At 45.2% G+C, this 17,462-nt stretch carries 13 protein-coding genes and 3 pseudogenes; 1 reads left to right on the top strand and 15 read right to left on the bottom strand.

Features of this window, described 5'->3' with window-relative positions:
- Positions 1 to 177: 177 nt before the first annotated feature.
- The 13 genes and pseudogenes from F591_RS29565 to F591_RS27920 form a co-directional block, all read right to left on the bottom strand.
- Positions 178 to 1,176, bottom strand: coding sequence for a copper amine oxidase N-terminal domain-containing protein (locus F591_RS29565; protein WP_019534809.1), 999 nt, complete (start codon positions 1,174 to 1,176; stop codon positions 178 to 180).
- 57 nt (positions 1,177 to 1,233) lie between these two features.
- On the bottom strand, positions 1,234 to 1,788 hold the full coding sequence (locus F591_RS30325) for an HAD family hydrolase (RefSeq protein WP_083935451.1): 555 nt from the start codon (positions 1,786 to 1,788) through the stop codon (positions 1,234 to 1,236).
- A gap of 249 nt (positions 1,789 to 2,037) precedes the next feature.
- Positions 2,038 to 2,190, bottom strand: coding sequence for a hypothetical protein (locus F591_RS33550; RefSeq protein WP_425414356.1), 153 nt, complete (start codon positions 2,188 to 2,190; stop codon positions 2,038 to 2,040).
- A complete protein-coding gene (locus tag F591_RS27945; protein WP_051109181.1) occupies positions 2,162 to 3,082 on the bottom strand; it encodes a phosphoribosylformylglycinamidine cyclo-ligase in 921 nt (306 codons plus the stop codon). The genes F591_RS33550 and F591_RS27945 overlap by 29 nt, the downstream gene beginning before the upstream one ends.
- Before the next feature lie 240 nt (positions 3,083 to 3,322).
- A pseudogene (locus tag F591_RS27940) lies at positions 3,323 to 4,622 on the bottom strand (IS1380 family transposase).
- Positions 4,623 to 4,993: 371 nt separating this feature from the next.
- A pseudogene (locus F591_RS31970) lies at positions 4,994 to 5,982 on the bottom strand (IS701 family transposase); the annotation flags it as partial.
- A gap of 124 nt (positions 5,983 to 6,106) precedes the next feature.
- The gene (locus F591_RS0111775; protein WP_156829532.1) at positions 6,107 to 7,159 is read right to left on the bottom strand and encodes a hypothetical protein; all 1,053 of its coding nucleotides are present in this window, start codon (positions 7,157 to 7,159) and stop codon (positions 6,107 to 6,109) included.
- Positions 7,160 to 7,205: 46 nt separating this feature from the next.
- Positions 7,206 to 8,189, bottom strand: coding sequence for a hypothetical protein (locus F591_RS0111770; RefSeq protein ID WP_019534804.1), 984 nt, complete (start codon positions 8,187 to 8,189; stop codon positions 7,206 to 7,208).
- Entirely contained in the window at positions 8,168 to 8,854 is a 687-nt protein-coding gene (locus tag F591_RS0111765; protein WP_019534803.1) for an amino acid kinase family protein, read from the bottom strand. The genes F591_RS0111770 and F591_RS0111765 overlap by 22 nt, the downstream gene beginning before the upstream one ends.
- 7 nt (positions 8,855 to 8,861) lie before the next feature.
- Positions 8,862 to 10,073, bottom strand: coding sequence for a DegT/DnrJ/EryC1/StrS aminotransferase family protein (locus F591_RS27930; RefSeq protein WP_019534802.1), 1,212 nt, complete (start codon positions 10,071 to 10,073; stop codon positions 8,862 to 8,864).
- 5 nt (positions 10,074 to 10,078) lie between these two features.
- Positions 10,079 to 11,305, bottom strand: a complete 1,227-nt coding sequence (locus tag F591_RS0111755; protein WP_019534801.1) for a hypothetical protein — start codon at positions 11,303 to 11,305, stop codon at positions 10,079 to 10,081.
- A complete protein-coding gene (locus tag F591_RS29555; protein WP_019534800.1) occupies positions 11,298 to 11,771 on the bottom strand; it encodes an NUDIX hydrolase in 474 nt (157 codons plus the stop codon). The genes F591_RS0111755 and F591_RS29555 overlap by 8 nt, the downstream gene beginning before the upstream one ends.
- Positions 11,768 to 12,841, bottom strand: a complete 1,074-nt coding sequence (locus F591_RS27920; RefSeq protein WP_019534799.1) for an adenylosuccinate synthetase — start codon at positions 12,839 to 12,841, stop codon at positions 11,768 to 11,770. Before F591_RS27920 ends, F591_RS29555 begins: the two co-directional genes overlap by 4 nt.
- Before the next feature lie 102 nt (positions 12,842 to 12,943).
- Between F591_RS27920 and F591_RS33545 the strand changes: the two are divergent.
- Positions 12,944 to 13,837: pseudogene (locus F591_RS33545) on the top strand (IS1634 family transposase); the annotation flags it as partial.
- 157 nt (positions 13,838 to 13,994) lie between these two features.
- Here F591_RS33545 and F591_RS0111730 read toward each other — a convergent pair.
- Entirely contained in the window at positions 13,995 to 15,533 is a 1,539-nt protein-coding gene (locus F591_RS0111730; RefSeq protein WP_019534796.1) for a nucleotidyltransferase family protein, read from the bottom strand.
- A 65-nt stretch (positions 15,534 to 15,598) separates the two neighbouring features.
- Positions 15,599 to 17,461: an ABC transporter ATP-binding protein gene (locus tag F591_RS29550; protein WP_019534795.1), complete on the bottom strand. Its 1,863-nt coding sequence runs from the start codon at positions 17,459 to 17,461 to the stop codon at positions 15,599 to 15,601.
- Position 17,462 lies beyond the last annotated feature (1 nt).

Here is a 17,462-nt window from a genome sequence, read left to right as displayed (position 1 = left end):
CACTTGATTTGTAGAGAAACGGAAGAAAGAGCGAAAATATACGAGGAACGCATTGCCAAGAAGAATTGGAAAAGCGTCTGGGGCAAAATCAAGGTTTATCATATCGAACCATCCTGCTGATATGCCAAAAAGCCAGCGCATGCACGCCAGCTTTTTGGAATTGTTGCGTTTAAGCCATTACTTCAATTGAATCTTTCCGTCCGCATACAGCCGGTAGTTGGCTATGCTTCCGTCTCTGTCCAAATAATACAAAGAATACTCCCGAACGCGACCGTCCGCATCCCATTCTACAAACAGCTGCATGCGAAGCGCGCCGCTTTCCAGCCCGGACCGGTCGACATCGTCCATCACGTTGGTCCCGTCGGACGCTGCCTTCGCGATATATCCTTGATGATCGACAAAATCGTACCGCCACATGCTGCTGCCGTCCAAGGCGGCGACAACCTTCGCATACTGTTGTCCGAATATTTGACCGATGTCCGTTTGAGATACATCCAGCTTCAGCTTCTTCACCACCGCCCGCACTTCCGCGGCGTCCGTCCGGATGTCGTCAGGAGCAACGTTCGGTACGCCGTCCGTACCGCCTAACACCTGGGTAATGTACCATGTTCCTTCGATTTGTTCCGCGGTTAGTCTGGCCGTTGCAAGGCCGGCACTGCCGGTCGACGTCTTCATTTGAAACTCAAGGTCGAATTCCCATCGGTGTTCTCCGGCTTCCCGCTCGTCCGCGATTTGAAACTGCTCGACCCACGGGCTGGATATGCCGGTAACCCAATGGATTCGCTCATAATGCTCTCTTGTCTGTTCCTTTAGCTCAGGGGACAGCACAGCGAACTGGACGGCGCCGTTGCGGTTTTTGACCGCTTCCGCCCAGGTCTGCGCCGCTTCCTGCGGCGTTCGGGACGCGTAGCCCTGCTGCAGAAGGGAAATTTGCTGCTCCCAATCCGACTCAATGCGGACGGTCTGCCGCTCCTCATTCCAGTTCACCTTCGCCCCCAGCGCCTCGGCAATCGAGCGCACAGGAACCATCGTATACCCGTCCTTGATTTCCGGAGGCACATCCGTTTCGATCGTTTTTCCGTTAACCGCCAATTGAATCGGGTTGGATGCATAGGCGAGCCCCGATATACCGACGCAAAGAGCCGCCGCTCCGATCAGCCAAGCGCTTTTTTTCAAGGAGTATACCTCCCGTATAAGGTTTTACCCATTAGACGGGAGAGAATGGAGCGAAGTTCAACCGTTGGTATGACTGAGCACATTTCTCAGCTCCGTAATCCGGTCAATGACAGCGAAAGGCTGATGCGAAGTGCCGGGCTCCTGACTCTTGGTTCGCAGCCAAACCGCATGCATTCCCGCTTCTATGGCTCCTACGATGTCCATTTCCCAGGAGTCGCCGACAACGATTATCTCCTCCGGTCTGATATGCAAAGAGGAACAAACCTTCTGAAAGAACGGCAGTGCCGGTATTTGGTGACCGATTTGCTCGGATATAAAAATGGCATTCGGCGAAATAACGTCATGAAGTCCGAGCCGGTTCATTTTTTCGAGTTGCTGCTTCCCGGTGCCATTGGTCACGATGCCCGTTATGAATCGGCTTTTCAAGTCGCGAATCATATTCAAAACATCTTCATTAGGATTCAGCGATTGCAGGCTGACTTCTTCGAAATAATGAAGAAATTCGGTTACATCCTGTTCGGAAATATCCGGATCAAATTGCTTCAGGCAGGCCTCGGCGCGTCGTGGCGAAATGCAGACAAACTGATCTTTTTTTGAAGGTACAGCGTCCAAAGCTGATCGCTAACATGCCGAAACGACCGGATGACTTTCTCTTGATCCAGGGAAGCCGTAGGCGGGTAGGATCGAAAGGCCGCACACAAACTTTTATCCCACCATTCTGCGAAATCAAACAGCGTGTTGTCCAGGTCGAACAGGACGGCCTTGAGCTTATGCATTAAGTTTCACCAACCTTATGCCACATACCATTGAGACTGAGCTCTGTACATTTCCGCATAGATTTCCTCAATGTGAAACCATTAATTAATCCCACACTATTTCTCGTTGGAAGACGACCTGCTTGTTACCTTCAACGATTTCCCCAATGACGTAGCTTTTTAACCCAAATGCCCCCAAATGATTCACTACCGCTTCAACAGTCCCTGGACTAATAACAAGGATCAGTCCGACCCCCATATTGAACGTGCGCAGCATATCCCGTTCGTCCACGTTTCCAAATATTGCGAATCATTCGGAACACTGGCAAAACATCAATTCGAGATAAGTCGACGGCGGCAGTGAGATGTTCCGGAAGAATCCGATTCAAATTGCCTTCAATCCCACCGCCTGTAATATGAGCCATACCATGCAGTCCATCCTTCCCAAGCAATCCTTTGAGAGGCTTGTAATAACATAAATGCGGTATCATAATGGTATCCAAAAAGCTCTCGTCGCCTACGCTCATGTCTAGGATTTCAGGATGGTTGTCAATAATAGCCCGAATTAAGGTGTATCCGTTCGTATGAACTCCGTTAGACGCAACAGCTACAATTGCGTCTCCCTTGCGTATAGCTGAGCCGTCAATAATTTTAGATTTATCGACGATCCCGACAATGCTGGATGTAAGGATAAATGAATTTTTGTCCAGCACCCCCGGTTGTATCGATGTCTCGCCCCCAGTTAGCGTACAGTCTTGCTCTTTGCACGCCGCTGAAATGGCATCGACAATTTCACTGATCGTTTTTTTATCGACAGCACCGCAAATGATCGCATCCTGAACCGCAAGCGGTTTCGCGCCCATGACAACGATGTCGTTTATTAAATGATTGATCATATCGTAGCAAATCGAACGCAGCCGTCCGTATTGAAAAGACAGCTTTTGTTTGGAGCCTGGCTCCTCCGTTTTCAGAACTAGAACCGGATGTTCGTACTCTGGAAATTTAAAATCATACAAAGAAGCGAAGGCGCCAAGGGAATTTAAAACCCGACCATCGTTGGTCTTCAGACTGTTGGCCATATTTTGCTTGACAGCATCCGTATCGTCTATATTAATGCCAGTTTGGGCATAGGTTAGTTTGTCATTCCTCACTTATAGTCGCCTCCACTTATTTTTTTCAACATTGTAACATGCCTCTTCAGATAAGCAATAATAAACCTGAATTTCGAAAGTCCAGTAGTAACAGGGGATGCGAAGGAATTTGGAGATCATCATACTGTAAAATAAAGAGAGATTATCCAGCGAGACGGTCCCAATTGCAGGCATGAAGGATAGTTCTTCCCCCTCCCCAGTGAAGGGGCGTTGCGATTTCCATGTAAGATTGTGGAAGGATCATTCCAACTGAGCCACACGACATTCGATCCGCTTCCAAGCGTATCGGCCCGCGAAGTCCTTCGCCAGTTTGAGAATGACCGATCGACTGTGCTGAATGAGCGTGGCAGCGATGTGAAAGAACTCCAGCCGGAACCTGGCAATCGTGTAGCCGCGATGAACAGGCTCGCAGCAATCGCGCTTGAATCGCTCGAACAAGTTATACGCGAGCAGTTTGATGAGCAGATCCAGTTCATTGGCACGGAAATCGCTTGTCGCGATACGATCCATGGAGAATCCGTTCTTGGCTTCCTTGATGTAATTCTCCATGCAGCAACGCTGATTGTAGAAGCGCCACAAATCGATCGGCTCCCATTCCAAATTCGTGACGATCGCTTCGTACTGCCAGTCGCTGTCGAAAACCATTCGGCTTTGCCCGTCATCAAACACTTGAGCCTTGCGGATGATTATCACCCGACGCGCTTTCTTCCAGGTCGTTGCTTTGTAAATCAGCGTGATGCCTTCGATGATCCAATCTTCGTCGACGTACCGCGTCCAGTAGCGACACTTCCGAACTTCCTGCTCCAGCCGTTTTGTCCATTTCAGTTTGCCGGCATAGCCGATCTTCCGGCTCTCGAGCAGGCTGTAGAAGTCTTCGCCGCCAAAGCCCTTGTCGAATCGGGCGTAGCCGATCGGATGCTTGCCAAGCAGGTCAAACGTTTGCTTCAGAAAGTCGATGGCATTCTGGAAGAATGGGTATTGCCCGGGCGAAGCCAAGCATTCAGATTTAGCCGCGTCTGCCCTTCGAAAGCCAGCAGCGGATGATAGTTCTTTCGGCCGGGCTTGTGTGGATTCGTGCCTTTAGCCGCGCCGCCCTGGTCGCCGTAGACCGTTTCGACCGTGCAGTCCAGATCGAGAATGAGGCGGTCAGGCAAGCAAGGACGAATGACCTCCTGATGGAGCGTCCGAAGCTCCACCGCTAGTCCGGGACAGGTCCGGCCTAGTCGGCCGAGTTCCTTGTATAGCAGGCTGTGATGCGGGCAGCGTCCGCCCAGAAAATGACGTAGCAGGGCGTCATACTGCAGCTTGCGAAAATGAAAAATCCGCTCAAACCGAGCATCCAGCCGACAATGAGATACGGCAGGATGCGATGCAGAGGGAAGACCGCATTGTGTGCTTTGCCGCCGGAGAGACCGCGCATCGCCTTGGGCAGTTTAATTTTTTCAAGAAAATCCAAGAAGACCTTGACGCCTCCGAAGCTTGTGGCATTTTGCAATGAAAATTCGGTCTTGATTTTGCTGATGGATGTGGTAGACTTCACCTAAAAGGTGCTCCTCTCTTTGGGTGATGTTGTTCGGACAAACACCATTCTACCAAAGATTTGGAGCCCTTTTCACGTTTTCATAGAATTCTACTTTCGAAATTCAGGATAAAATCTAGTAGAGCGATCCGTGGATCAAATCAAAAGTGGAAATATAAAAAAAAGTATCTACTAACGATGATCATAGCTATGCGGATACCGCTTGAAGAACAAGCCATTTCAGTCATAGGACCACCCGTTCCACGGCTGGCTTGCTTTTTTTCCCTATAAGGGGCTGATTACTGGCAGTGCCTAAATGCGCCATTCACCAGCCATCTTTACCTTAAGTGGCTTACTGAACACTATTTAGTGGCCTAATAACCACCTTAAATATTGAGAGCGAGCTTGCCAATGTACTGGCGGAAAAAGATCTCAATTGGCCATCGTTTGGCGTAATAAGCCGAAATGGTTTCGGTCTCCAAAGAAACGTCGGTACTTAGGAAGGCGCGCAGCGCTTTCGGTTCCCCAAACGCCTGCTCCGGCCAACACAGCAGGACAACAACGTTGTCGATTTTGTTCAACGCGCCTTCGTACCGATACGTCCAGTAGGAAGAGCCGTTCACGGTCACGAGGCGAACGTCTTCTTTTCGGATATGGGCGGCAAAGTCCTGGACCGAGGTACGGATCCCTTGCGGGTAGAGAATCCGATTGGTCTTCAAGGCACCGATCAGATGGTAGCCAGCAGCTGCGTAGCTGTCGATGACACGAGCGCAGGTAAACCAAGAATCGACCAGCACGTAACCACCATGAGATGGATGCGGGAGGGTGGCCGCCATGTCGCAGACGCGATCGATTTTCGTATAGACTGTCCATCCAGATGGGTCTTGGTTTTGTCGTAGAGTTCGATCGAATGGATGAGCGATAAGTCCGCACATCCCACGACGGTAGCTTGAACCTGATGGCCCCACACGACCTTGCCGAGCAGATGCGAATGATGAAAACCGGTGAGCTCCATCGGGGCCCCAGCCTGTGACGAAGGCTTGGTCTTCTGGGCAATCGTATCATCATGGATGACGAACAGCGGCTCCGCTGTCCGCTCAGACGCTTGCACCACCTGACGAAGGGATTCGGTCTTTACTTTGGTTTGCAGCACCCCTTCGTCCCACTTGCCTTCGGCCAGAAAATGGCCGAGCGTCGTCCGGTGGCAATCGCTGTATTCCGCCAGGTCCACTACCTTGCCGCGAAATCCTTTTGCTGTCGCGGCCGCCATATACGTCTCGATATGAGTCAGAACCGGCTTTGAAAAATACAACGGCAGCCGGTGCTGCAACAAATAGTTGCGAATCGTCGCATGATCGGGTACGATGGCGGTATGAGACATAGCGAGCCCTCCTGGGTATAAGTTTGTTGTGGTGACTACTTTTTACCACAAGGAGCGCGCTTTGTCTCTATTCTTTTTGTTTTTACAGTTTACTGGAAGTGGATTACTCATTTATAGTTAAGTTTTATTTTTTGTCAAGAAACCGATCTAATGCCCATTCCTTCAAGAATGCAAGATCGTACTCCAGATTGTAAGTCCTGCGAAACAAAAAGCATTGAGGAAAATCACGTACTGCGGCTAAATCAATATTATGGTTCCTTTTCCCCTGTATATTCAACCAATCGGGAAATGAATCAAAAGCATCGATGTTTTTATTCAATAATTGCATGGTTTCCGTATCGGAGATTGGAACAAGTTCACATTCATTGTTCTCTGGTCTGGACAATAGAAAAATATAGTCCAATGAAGTGGATGGCATGATACTTCTTCGCAGCATAGACGTAAATTCCAAATTGGTAAAAATAACCTTCCCTTCATCAGTACGATTCGATATAATTTCTTGCTTGCCGGGAAGCCTCGGATGATCGATAAATCGCTCAGATGGTACAAAGCGTCCGGGATGATGCTTCATATATTCGATTCGGTCGGGAAGTTCCTCAAACATGCACAATGTTGTATATGTCAGGGCAGGGCATTCCGGCCATTGGACAATTTCAGCCGGATGTCCGGGCAGAACCTTAAGGAAAAATCGGTCATTACAAATATAAGAGGACGTAGGATTTTTATAAAGAAGACCTGTCACCAAAGTAGATTTGCCAAATCCCTTATGTCCCAGAAAAGCGATGTTTATACCTTCCAGATGAACGGCTCCCCCATGAAAAGGGATGGAATGTTCGAGCAATTGCGTCGCAAACAATTGTCTAACCACTCGGTAAGCATCGATAAAACGAACCTTGTAACGTGGATTATAAATCGAAACGACTTTACTTTTCGAATCTATGACGACAATTCCTTTAGTAGCATCCGATTCGATGACGGTATACTTACCTGTCACAATCAACTTCCCTGTCTCGCCTAATTCCATATTTATTTTTTCAGACTTTCCCGTTAGGAACATGTCTGCTGCCGTATCCCTATAAAGATAAACAGTCCACACAGAACGTCTGGCGGGCCGATACGATGGATAATGGAAAAAAGCTTGAAGATCGTCGATCATCTCCGCATCCTCTTTTTCCATAAAAATAGCCACACTATTCTCACGAAGATGAAAAGAACACGATGTGTTAAAATCTCGACTCCAAATATTCATAGGCTCTATGCTTACCCTCACTTCCATATAATAATTCATATGCCTTAAATATGTTATTCAAATCCTTCAATCGCCCCATTCCCTTTTTAAGATCTAATATCTTTCTGTAATGTAATAGGTGAACCGTCGTGTTTCCCAACGTATAAGACGTTATAGAATTGGTGTATTCATCTAACCTTTGTTTATAATGTTGATTAATTTCGACATCCAGCGTTAATCCATGTTCAAGAGAACGAAAAGATAAATAATCCTCCCACTTCTCTTCAAGCATTAACTGTAGTTCCGTTTCGGCAAAACGAATGATATTGTCACAAAGATGACTATCAGGCTCCTGAAAGATGACAATATCTATATCCCAAGAGCACTCCAATGACAATTGGAGGAAAAGGCTTACACTTCCTCCAATTGAATATGGAATATGATGATCACTAAAAAACGAGTGTAGAAGCATCAGATATTCATATAACCGATCGTGGTTCGCTGTATCTAAATCTGCATCAGCACGGATCTCCTTCAAATCCCTTAATGTCAGAAAGATGTCCACACCATATTCATCCTTTATCTCTTGAAGGCGATGACTCAGTTTTCGGTATGACGAGAGCTCCTTGTAGTCATTCAACCAGGAACCGCGAAGGTAATAGGGATATGTAATAGAGCACCGCCTTTCCAGCAATCCCGGATAATCTGGACTAATATCGCACAGATGCATAAATCCCAGGAGAACCATGCGCAGCCTCGCCGGCAACATGCTAAAGACTTTATCAAAATCCAACTTGTTTTCCCATTTTTTCAAAAACGGATATATAAGGTGACTTATATAAAGATCATCCTTTAAGTATTCAACTAACGCCTCTTCAAGGCCAATCGGATATCTATCATTACGTGTCATTTCTGAAATCATTGGCATCAAGTACTTGACCGTACTTACTGGATGACCTAGTTTATTTGCGTCCCCCAAGCGTTAATCTCCTCCTTGAAATACTGCCTCAATTGCTCGTACTCCAATCCGTTCAATATGTCAATCGGAATTTTCACTTTATGGGCCAACAATGGGAAAGTTTCGTCGACGCAATCTTGCTCTGTCATCAAAAATTCATCAAATGAGAGCCTGGAAATAGTTTGCCGATTATGATCGAGTATTCCGTTTATGCTCTTAATCAACACCATGCGCTTTGCTTGAAAAATATGCGCAAAGTATAGTGCCATTCCGTCAGAGGTGATGCGATTCGTATATCGGAACGGATCTAATCCGAATACAATTTTGGACGGAAGTAAAAAAGGTATTCGATGTTGGTCCAAAACCTTTCTACAATCGATCATGTTGTCAACAGGAACAAGCATTTCCAGGTTATAATTGCAGAATAATAATGCGGTCTGATCCATCGCAAGCATGGTTGCTCGATGGAATATTTCCCTATCCAAAGCAATCTGACTATGATAGGTTTCTATGTAATTGTCGATTTCTCCTCCGCCGGGAAACAAAAGTAACCGCTTTGATTTCCCCACTTCTGATAATAAATCAGCTAATTGCTTGCATTTATTAATGTTTGGAAGTAAGCTCCCTCCGATTTTAATCATATAATCAAGCCCCAGATAGTTCATGCCCTTGCGAATATCCAACATGAAACAATCACCTCTTCAGAAAATATTGACGCAATGTTTGGCCGTAATATTCTACCAATCGATCCCCTTCAGGATGGTCGAAACGCGGCAAACCGAGCAATGATTCAAAATAAGAAACTGTTTTAGGAAATTGCGCTTGGGTATAAATTGGCCATCTGCTTAAATTATCATTTCCTACAAGGCGTTTACCTTGAAAAACAGGCAAGTGATATAACGGCCTATGGCTTGCAATTCGAATATCTAGTCCCAGTTCCCTCAAATCTTTGACAACCGATTTTATCGGTATACCAGAAATATGCTCGGGCTCATATTGCATCCGATTCATAAAATAAGAGTATCTGTCCAAAGGGGACTCTTCGATGAGATGATTTAGAGCAGGGATGTCTTTGATATATTCATGAAAAGCATGAATACGTTTTCTACGAAGCCTCAAATAATGAGCGAAATGTTTAAATGCAACAATAGCGCACACAGCAGCCAATGGATGCATACGATATTTTAGGCCCATTCCCGTCTCCCAAAACGCATGTAAATCAGGTACCGTTAATTGTAAATTCAGTCGTTCGCCGAATTGTCCAAATAAGAGTGCTCTCTCGTATAGATTACGATCCGATGTGATCAAATATCCTCCTTCTCCAGCAGGAACAATTTTGCTTGCTTGCATGCTAAACACGCCGATATGACCAATTGTTCCAGTTTTTCTCCCTTTATAGACTGTACCGTGAGCATGGGAGCAATCTTCAATTACAAAAAGGTTATGCTGATTGGCAATTTCCATGATTTCATCCATGTCGGCAGGATATCCCCACATATGGGTGACGATTATAGCTTTAGTTTTATCGGTAATCTTATTCTTCACATCTTCGATATCAATATTTCCTGTGGACCCGTCTGTATCGCATAAAACCGGAATGCCTCCGGTTTGCATGAGGGGGGTAATGGAAGCGTGAAAGGTACTTACTTGGCATATCACCTCATCATCATCTTGAATTCCTACGGCAAAAAGCGCAGAGTGTACGGCTGATGTACCGGAATTTAAACCAATCGCATATTTAACTCCATAATATTCGGTTAGCATGTTTTCGAATTGGGCAATTACTCCGGAACCGTCCTTAATAGATAATGTTTGAACTTGATCAAGATAGGCATAAGATACATTGGCCATCTGCTTATACAGATCATGAGGTGGCCATATATCATGTGGTTTTAATAGATTCACTTCGTTCAACATCCTTTTCTGGATTGTAATCCATTAACTCGTCTCGCAAATTGCAGTAACGTCGATTTATCTAAAAGCGTTTTTATTACCTGCTCATTTCTTGATTTCAACTTAAATTCGTCAAGTGAGAGGTACTGATCTATAGACGAAGGAAAATAGTTGGAATAAGTACAATGATTTGAAATAAGCCCTTCGATATATTTTTCCAGTATAAGATAATGCCTGTACATAAGAGGTGAAAGAAAGTCAATTTGATGTGCTTGAAATATTTCGTTGCAAGCCACATTTTCTCTTAGAAGCTTTTTTTCCCAATGGTACTCTACAGCCTTGATTCTTACGTGCGTAAAATGAGTAAAGACTACCGTCTTTAGCAGTTGCAATGTCCTGCCTGATCCAATGTTATCGTCTACCAAAAGCACTTTGACATCTTTTGAATAGTTTTTTCGAAGCAGTCGAAGTTTTTCGTTCAACAAATGAAATTGCCGGTCGGATTGTGCGTTGTCGTATAATGAGAAGGATAAAAACTCGCATTCCGCTTTCTTGCAAGGTTCCGTTGAAAAATAATCACTCAAACTGCTGTAACAAAACGGAATCATGACACCGCCGAACAATGGCGAAATAATAAGATCAAATTGTTTAATCTCTTCCCGGAATAGAAAAAAATCAATAAACAAGACTAACTTATTGTCCATCTCTGCGTAATTCCGAGTTGACGCAAAATTGTTCTCCAAAGCATATTTTGAATGCGACGCCAAGCCGATGATCGGAGCTGGAGGAATGGAATCCTCGAAACACAATCTGATCAAATTTCGCCACAGTAACGATAAATAAGCTTTTGATTCATCATACAATTTATCTTCATTTTGGATATAGTATAAGTACATAATTTTCGCTGTGGAGATCATTAAGTACTCGATTACGGTAAACAAAAGATACCTTTTTACCCGTTCCTCAAGATTTAATTCGTAAATCGTCGAATAATCAGCTTGCACTTGTTCCATGACCCGAATGATATCGTGAAAATCCTTGTAATAATAACGGGAAGTCCTGTTGTATGCTTTCCCAGCTATTATGTCTTCTGTAAGGTACCTCTTTTTGATCATTAGTGGCAAATGAACTTCTTTTCCAAGGGCATCTAAATCAATGTACAACTCTCCTGCAAAACCGAAATTGCACGGAATTCTGATCGATCTAAACACAGACTTTAACCGGTTAATCTCCCTTTTATCCATAGGGTAAACTCTCTTTTGCCAAATAGGTACCGTCCTCGGTTTGTACGCTTTCGAGCCTCAAATAAAAATTCCTAGTTTTTTTGTACATATAATAATCTAATATTAGGACATCGCTGGGAATAATATCATTGCGCATATTAATCTCATTTTTGGGTATCCAGCTAAGATTTCCATCCGAAATATCTTGTGGAACAGGCACTTCCAGTGTACATAGATATAGTATAACATGCTCGTTCCTATCCTTCTCATTTATAAGTTCAGATATGACACCAATCAATTCTTTAAAATTGACTTCCTGTTTAGTCTCCTCTTTAAATTCCCTGATTACGGCTTCATCGAGATGTTCCATTCTTTCGATTTTACCGCCTGGAAGCCCCCATAGTCCCTGGTAGCTGTTATTGTTTCTTTTTACAAAAAGAATCTGATTGTCATGTTCAAGAATGCCGATGGCAACGTTGGTTATCATTTCGCTATCCCACCACCAGAGATGTTGGAATACCGTACGTCTACAATCTGTTTGTTTAATTTTTCACGACGCAAATCAATAATATCTTCCTGGTCTGGTCCAGTTCCTATCAAAGTAACGGGGACACCAAATTTTCTTTCTAAACGCTCGATGAAATTCTTTGACGCCGAAGAAAGCTCCGAATATCTCCTTACCTTGTAATCGCAGGAACTAATGTAATCAACAAAATTTAGCGCTAATTGTGTCGGTCTGTTAATCCAAATGGCTCTTGATACCAATTCCTCGTCGAATTTGCTGATTCTTCTTACTTTCTTCGTAACGGATGTATGTTCTTGAATCGGTACGCTGGATTTCGCTAGGTACGTTAGCTCTTCCCATGTTATTTCTTCATAAAGAGGTCCATCCGATGAGCGAATGGGGTAGGTACGCAACACTAATATAATATCTTCCACCAGCCTTGGACTTAAGCCGACCTCTCCACATAAAGTTGCCGATGTCGTATCACGGCTCGTCACAAATGGATAGCTTCCGTGATGGACACTTAGATCAAAGCCTTGGGTGCCTTCAATTAGGACACGGCCCCCTTGGTCGATGCATCGGTTGGCGAGCATTGAAACATTTCCAATATACGGCGTAAACTCCTCTATGTCCTTGGCCAGTTTGAACGATTCTCTTCTTAAAATCTTGTCGGAGGTTGCATATCCTACACCCGACCCCGTTGAAAGATTGTTATTGAGTAAAACTTGCTCTTCTTCTATATGCTTTTTATCAATCATTCCTGCTTGCGGATCAATAAATAAGGAACCTGGTTTTAAACCTAAAACTTTAATTTCCTTCAACAAGACATCCTTGTTAATGTACGATCCCGCTGCCAAGGCTAGCTTGCATTCCTTGTTGACGAATGCGCACGGAACAAGACGAAGAATATATTTTTCCCCGTTATGGTAGATGGTATGTCCGGCATTGGGACCGCCAGTGCGAACACTCATTTGAAATTCGCGTGCAATATATGCTGCTATTTTCCCTTTGCCTTCGCTTCCAATTTGACCGCCTAACACAATGGTAATCATGTCAACATCTCACCTTTCCAATCATATCGATTTAAATAAGTAAACCATCTGTAATACTCTCTCTTTCCTGACCTTCCGGCATTCGAGGTCCAGCACGTTTACCGAGCGATGGGATACTCCAAAGAGCATCATCCCGACCTGCCGCAAGTGGTCACCGGCTTTGCCGTCACCCTTGACGGCATTCCGATTCGCTGCTGGGTGTGGCCTGGCAACACATCAGATATGAGCGTTGTTCCGGAAGTCAAGAAAGACTTGACCGGCTGGAAACTCGGAAGCGTCATCACGGTCGTCGACCGCGGCTTCTGGATCCGAAGACAACTTGCGCGTACTCCAGCAAAACGGCGGGCACTACATCGCGGACGAGAAGATGACCTCCGGCAAACCGACGGTCGAAGTGGCACTAGCTCTTCCGGGACGATTCAAGACAATTCGAAACAATCTGGAAGTCAAAGAGGTCGCGATCGGCGACGATGAAGCACGGACGCGTTATGTGCTGGTCCGCAATCCGGAAGAAGCGAGGCGAGATGTAGCCCAGCGTGAAGCACATTTGCAGAAGCTTCGAACAGAACTGGCCCGGCTGAAAGAACTCGATGGCGATGCGCATACGAAGGCACATTGCCGATTGACAGCCACCCGACCTTCAAGCGGTATTTGAAAATCGACAAGCGCGGCAATTTGCGAATCGACCTGGACGCCGTCAAAGCCGAACACTGAAGCAATCGCTGAAGCTGCATCCCGTCTATCACCGCAAGGAAAAGCGAATCCGGGCTCACGTCCTGCTCTACTTGCTAGGACTCATGCTCATTCGTATTGTCGAGACCAGATGGGCAAGACGTGGCGTGAAGTACGCTCGCTCATGCAAATGATGCACTTGATCGAGTATCGGCTGGATGCCGGAAATGCCAGAAAACCGAATTGACCGAAGCACATCGGGCAATTGTTTCAGCACTAAAAATCGAAGAACCCCAGCAAATATGGGATATTTCGCTGCTTTGATCACTGAAATCTGTAGGCACCACACGTAGTTATCCACAACCACCGAATGCCTTGTCCTAACAAGGCTCGCGGCGGTTTGTACAACTACGGATTATCAAAGCCAGGTTATGGACAAGTACTGATTTGGAGCCCTTTTTATTGACTAGTGTAGAGATTATTACACACTAACAACATCCTTATGTTGAATATATAGAGGAAATAAATACTTACATTTATCATGGTCATCTATCAAAACTATTTCCACAAAAAAACCTATAGTACCATCTTCATTCCATCTTTCAAGGTCATGCATTTTATAACAGTAATTCAGATCATATGATTCTGGTAAGATGTTATCAGTATTATCTAAATTAAAACTGGCGATAGTAGATGTTTTAAATGGATTTCTAAAGTAAGCTTTAATCTCAATATTTCCATATTCCGGGTTTATTGGTCGTATTATCTTTATATTTAAAAATAAGTTATCTTTATTCAGGCTAATTTTCAGGAATAATCTTAAATCTTGAAAGTAATCTTCTGTTGATGAACTGATTATTGCTTTTAAGGGACTATAATTATCCTGTTCTATTCCATAGACATAGCTTTCATCCCCCTTATTACTACTACTTAACAAAATATTGTTAAATCCAAGTAATTGATTTATCCTTTTATGTTCCGATTTATATGCCTTTGGTTTTATTAAATCATCAGGATGTTCAAAATAGCACCACACTTTGAATAACGTTCTATTCAATATTAATTCATGGTTTTCTGAATCAGTTGAATAATAATTTTTTAATTCTTCAGGGACTTCTCCAAAAAAATATTTGATTAGTCCACAGACAAATCTCACGGAATCGTAGCTATTGAATTTTCCAACAAATGTATTAAATCTTCCAATATCAAAACTATTACTACTTAACAAGTCCCTTATAATCGATAGATCGCCTAATCTAATACATAAACGTTTAGCATCTACCTTTGTAAATGATCTGAATATATGGTTGCAATGAATTAAAATAGTTGGTTCTAGCTCTGGAATAAAAATCCCATCCTCTGCAAAATAACTATAGTTGTACAGATCGCCATATGTCATTTGCGACCATATATATTCTTGATCATTCTGGAGAACATACTTTGTATGAACGTATGGATTATAGATTTGCCCTATTTTACTAGGATAATTCGCTACCGGTAAGTATCTATGTAGATCAATTTCCACTCCTCCTCTAATATAATTTGCATATTCATGATCAGCAGGTGCATATTTTGCTTCAAACCCTAATGAAATCAATACATTATTAAGGTATTCAAAGTCATCATAAATCAGATCGATGTCATAACTTCTTCTTATGCTATTTTCATCCCTTAGATAGAAAAAATCACAAAATCCCTTAAGCACAATTGGTTTCTTTTCTTTATCAATCGCCTGATTAATTTCTCTTACAACATCAATATGTTCATTCATTTTCTTTACTGCAGACTTGTGTAAGTTTTCTGCTTCTTCAAGAAGATTTTCATTAATCCAAGAAGCTTTATTGTTTTTCATACAATATAGCAGCCTTCCACTCAATCCGTTCAATTTCGATACTTCAATCAAATAGTCTTCGCATATTGTTTGAATATCACTAACATCTTGTTTTCCACCTGCTGCCCATTTCATTATATCAAGTTCATTTTTTACTTCTTGTCGCGATGCATACAGATCTTTCTTCATTCATCAGCCCCCCTTGGAAAATGTATTAGTAGTTGTTTCAACTCCCACTCTATCCCAACTCCGCCTCAAGCCACATACCACTGCGACTGAGCCCTGTACATTTCCGCATAAATGCCGTCCAGCGCCATCAGCTCGTCATGACTGCCTTCCTCCGCGATACGGCCTTGACTGAAGACGAGGATGCGGTCGGCAAGCCGTGTCGCGCCCAAGCGGTGGGAGATGAGAATCGTCGTCTTGTCGCCGGTGATGCGGTGGAAGTCTTCGTACAGCTGCGCTTCCGCTACCGGGTCCAGCGCCGCGGTCGGTTCGTCCATGATCAGGATGCGTGCGTCCTTCTTCAGTATTGCCCGGGCAATGGCGATTTTTTGCCACTGACCGCCGGACAGCTCCACGCCGCCCTTGTAATGATTGCCGGCATACGTGTGCATCCCGTCTTTGAGGCGCGAAATGAATTCATAGGCGCCCGCCAGCTTCGCAGCTTCGGCGATCTCTTCGTCGGAGTACTCCCGGAACAAGTCCCCAATGCGGATATTGTCGGCGATGGAAATTTCGTATTTGCCGAACATCTGCAAGGTGCAGGAAACGGTGCGCTGGATCGTCTCCCGCTGCTCGCAAGCGTCCGCATCGTTCAGCAGCACCCTCCCCTCCGTCGGAGCATACATCCCGCATAGCAACGAAATGAAGGTGCTTTTGCCCGAGCCGTTCTCGCCGACGATCGCGATTTTCTCCCCTTGGCGGATGCGGACATTAACATCGCGCAGCACCTGGCGATCCGTTTCGGGATAAGCGAAGCTGACTTTATGAAATTCCATATCGATGCGGGACGGAGCGTCCGCAAGCGGGGACGGCTTCCGAACGGCGCCTCCCTTGATCTGCAGCTCCTCCCCCTCGCCCCTGTCGCTGTCGTCTTCCTCGTACTTCATCAGCTGGTTGTAATCGTCGAGAAACCGGCCATCGCTGCCGATCAGGACGGCGTGCTCGAACATTCCTTGGAATGCCGTCTGCATCACTTTCGCCGTGCTGTACACCAAGACGAAAGAGCCGATGCCCGCATCGCCACGGTAAATCTCGTAAGCGATGATCGCCAGCGCAATGCCGATGGTAGACAGGCTGATCAGCTGCGCCCCGCCGTTGAACAGCGTAAACCGCTTGATCAGGCGGATGCGCTTATTGTACAGGTCTGTCACCGAATCCTCGTACTTCTTCTTGACATAATCGTACAGATTGCCGTAGCGCATCTCCTTCATGAAAGGGCGCTTGAACATGACCCAGGAAACATAGGTTTGATAGCGAAGCTCGTGGGAATTGTACTGCTGGTGACGGTAATCGGCCTCCGTATGCCTTTGCTTCAGGATGATGGCCGGAATGCAGCCGAGGAACACGACGAGCGCAATCAGCCAATGCTCGTATCCGATGATCATCACAGCCGTGATGAGCTGAATGAGGGAAAAAACGATGCCGAAGGCGGCGTTCAAAATGAGCGGCAGCTTCTCGTTCAGCTCGTTTTTGACCCATTCGAACTTCTGGTACGTCTCTGTGCGGGAGAAATAATGCAATCGGATGCGCGAAAGCTTGAGCATCAGATTCTCCTGAATGCAGCAGCGCATTTTGCTCCACAGCGCATTGCTCGCCCTTCCGGAGACGACCTGAATCAGATTCGTCAGCAGCACGAGCCCCATCCACAGCGCAAGCCACTGGACCGCTTGGGCGAACGACGGGCCCATGCCGCCCGTCACGACCTTCGCGGCTTCGTTGAAAAAGTTTTTTTCGAATATGGCGACGAGCGTTCCGATGACCCCTGATGCCAGTCCAATGTACGTCAAAACGATTTCCTTCAGGCTGGCCGTCTCCTTCGCCAGCTTAAAGGCGGAAAGGACGGTTGCGCCGATTTTCGCGCGTTGTCTCACTTCTTGAGCAGCTTCTGCCATG

Source organism: Paenibacillus ginsengihumi DSM 21568 (genome assembly GCF_000380965.1).
Lineage (GTDB): Bacteria > Bacillota > Bacilli > Paenibacillales > NBRC-103111 > Paenibacillus_G > Paenibacillus_G ginsengihumi.
This window is presented reverse-complemented; position numbering and strand designations above follow the sequence as displayed.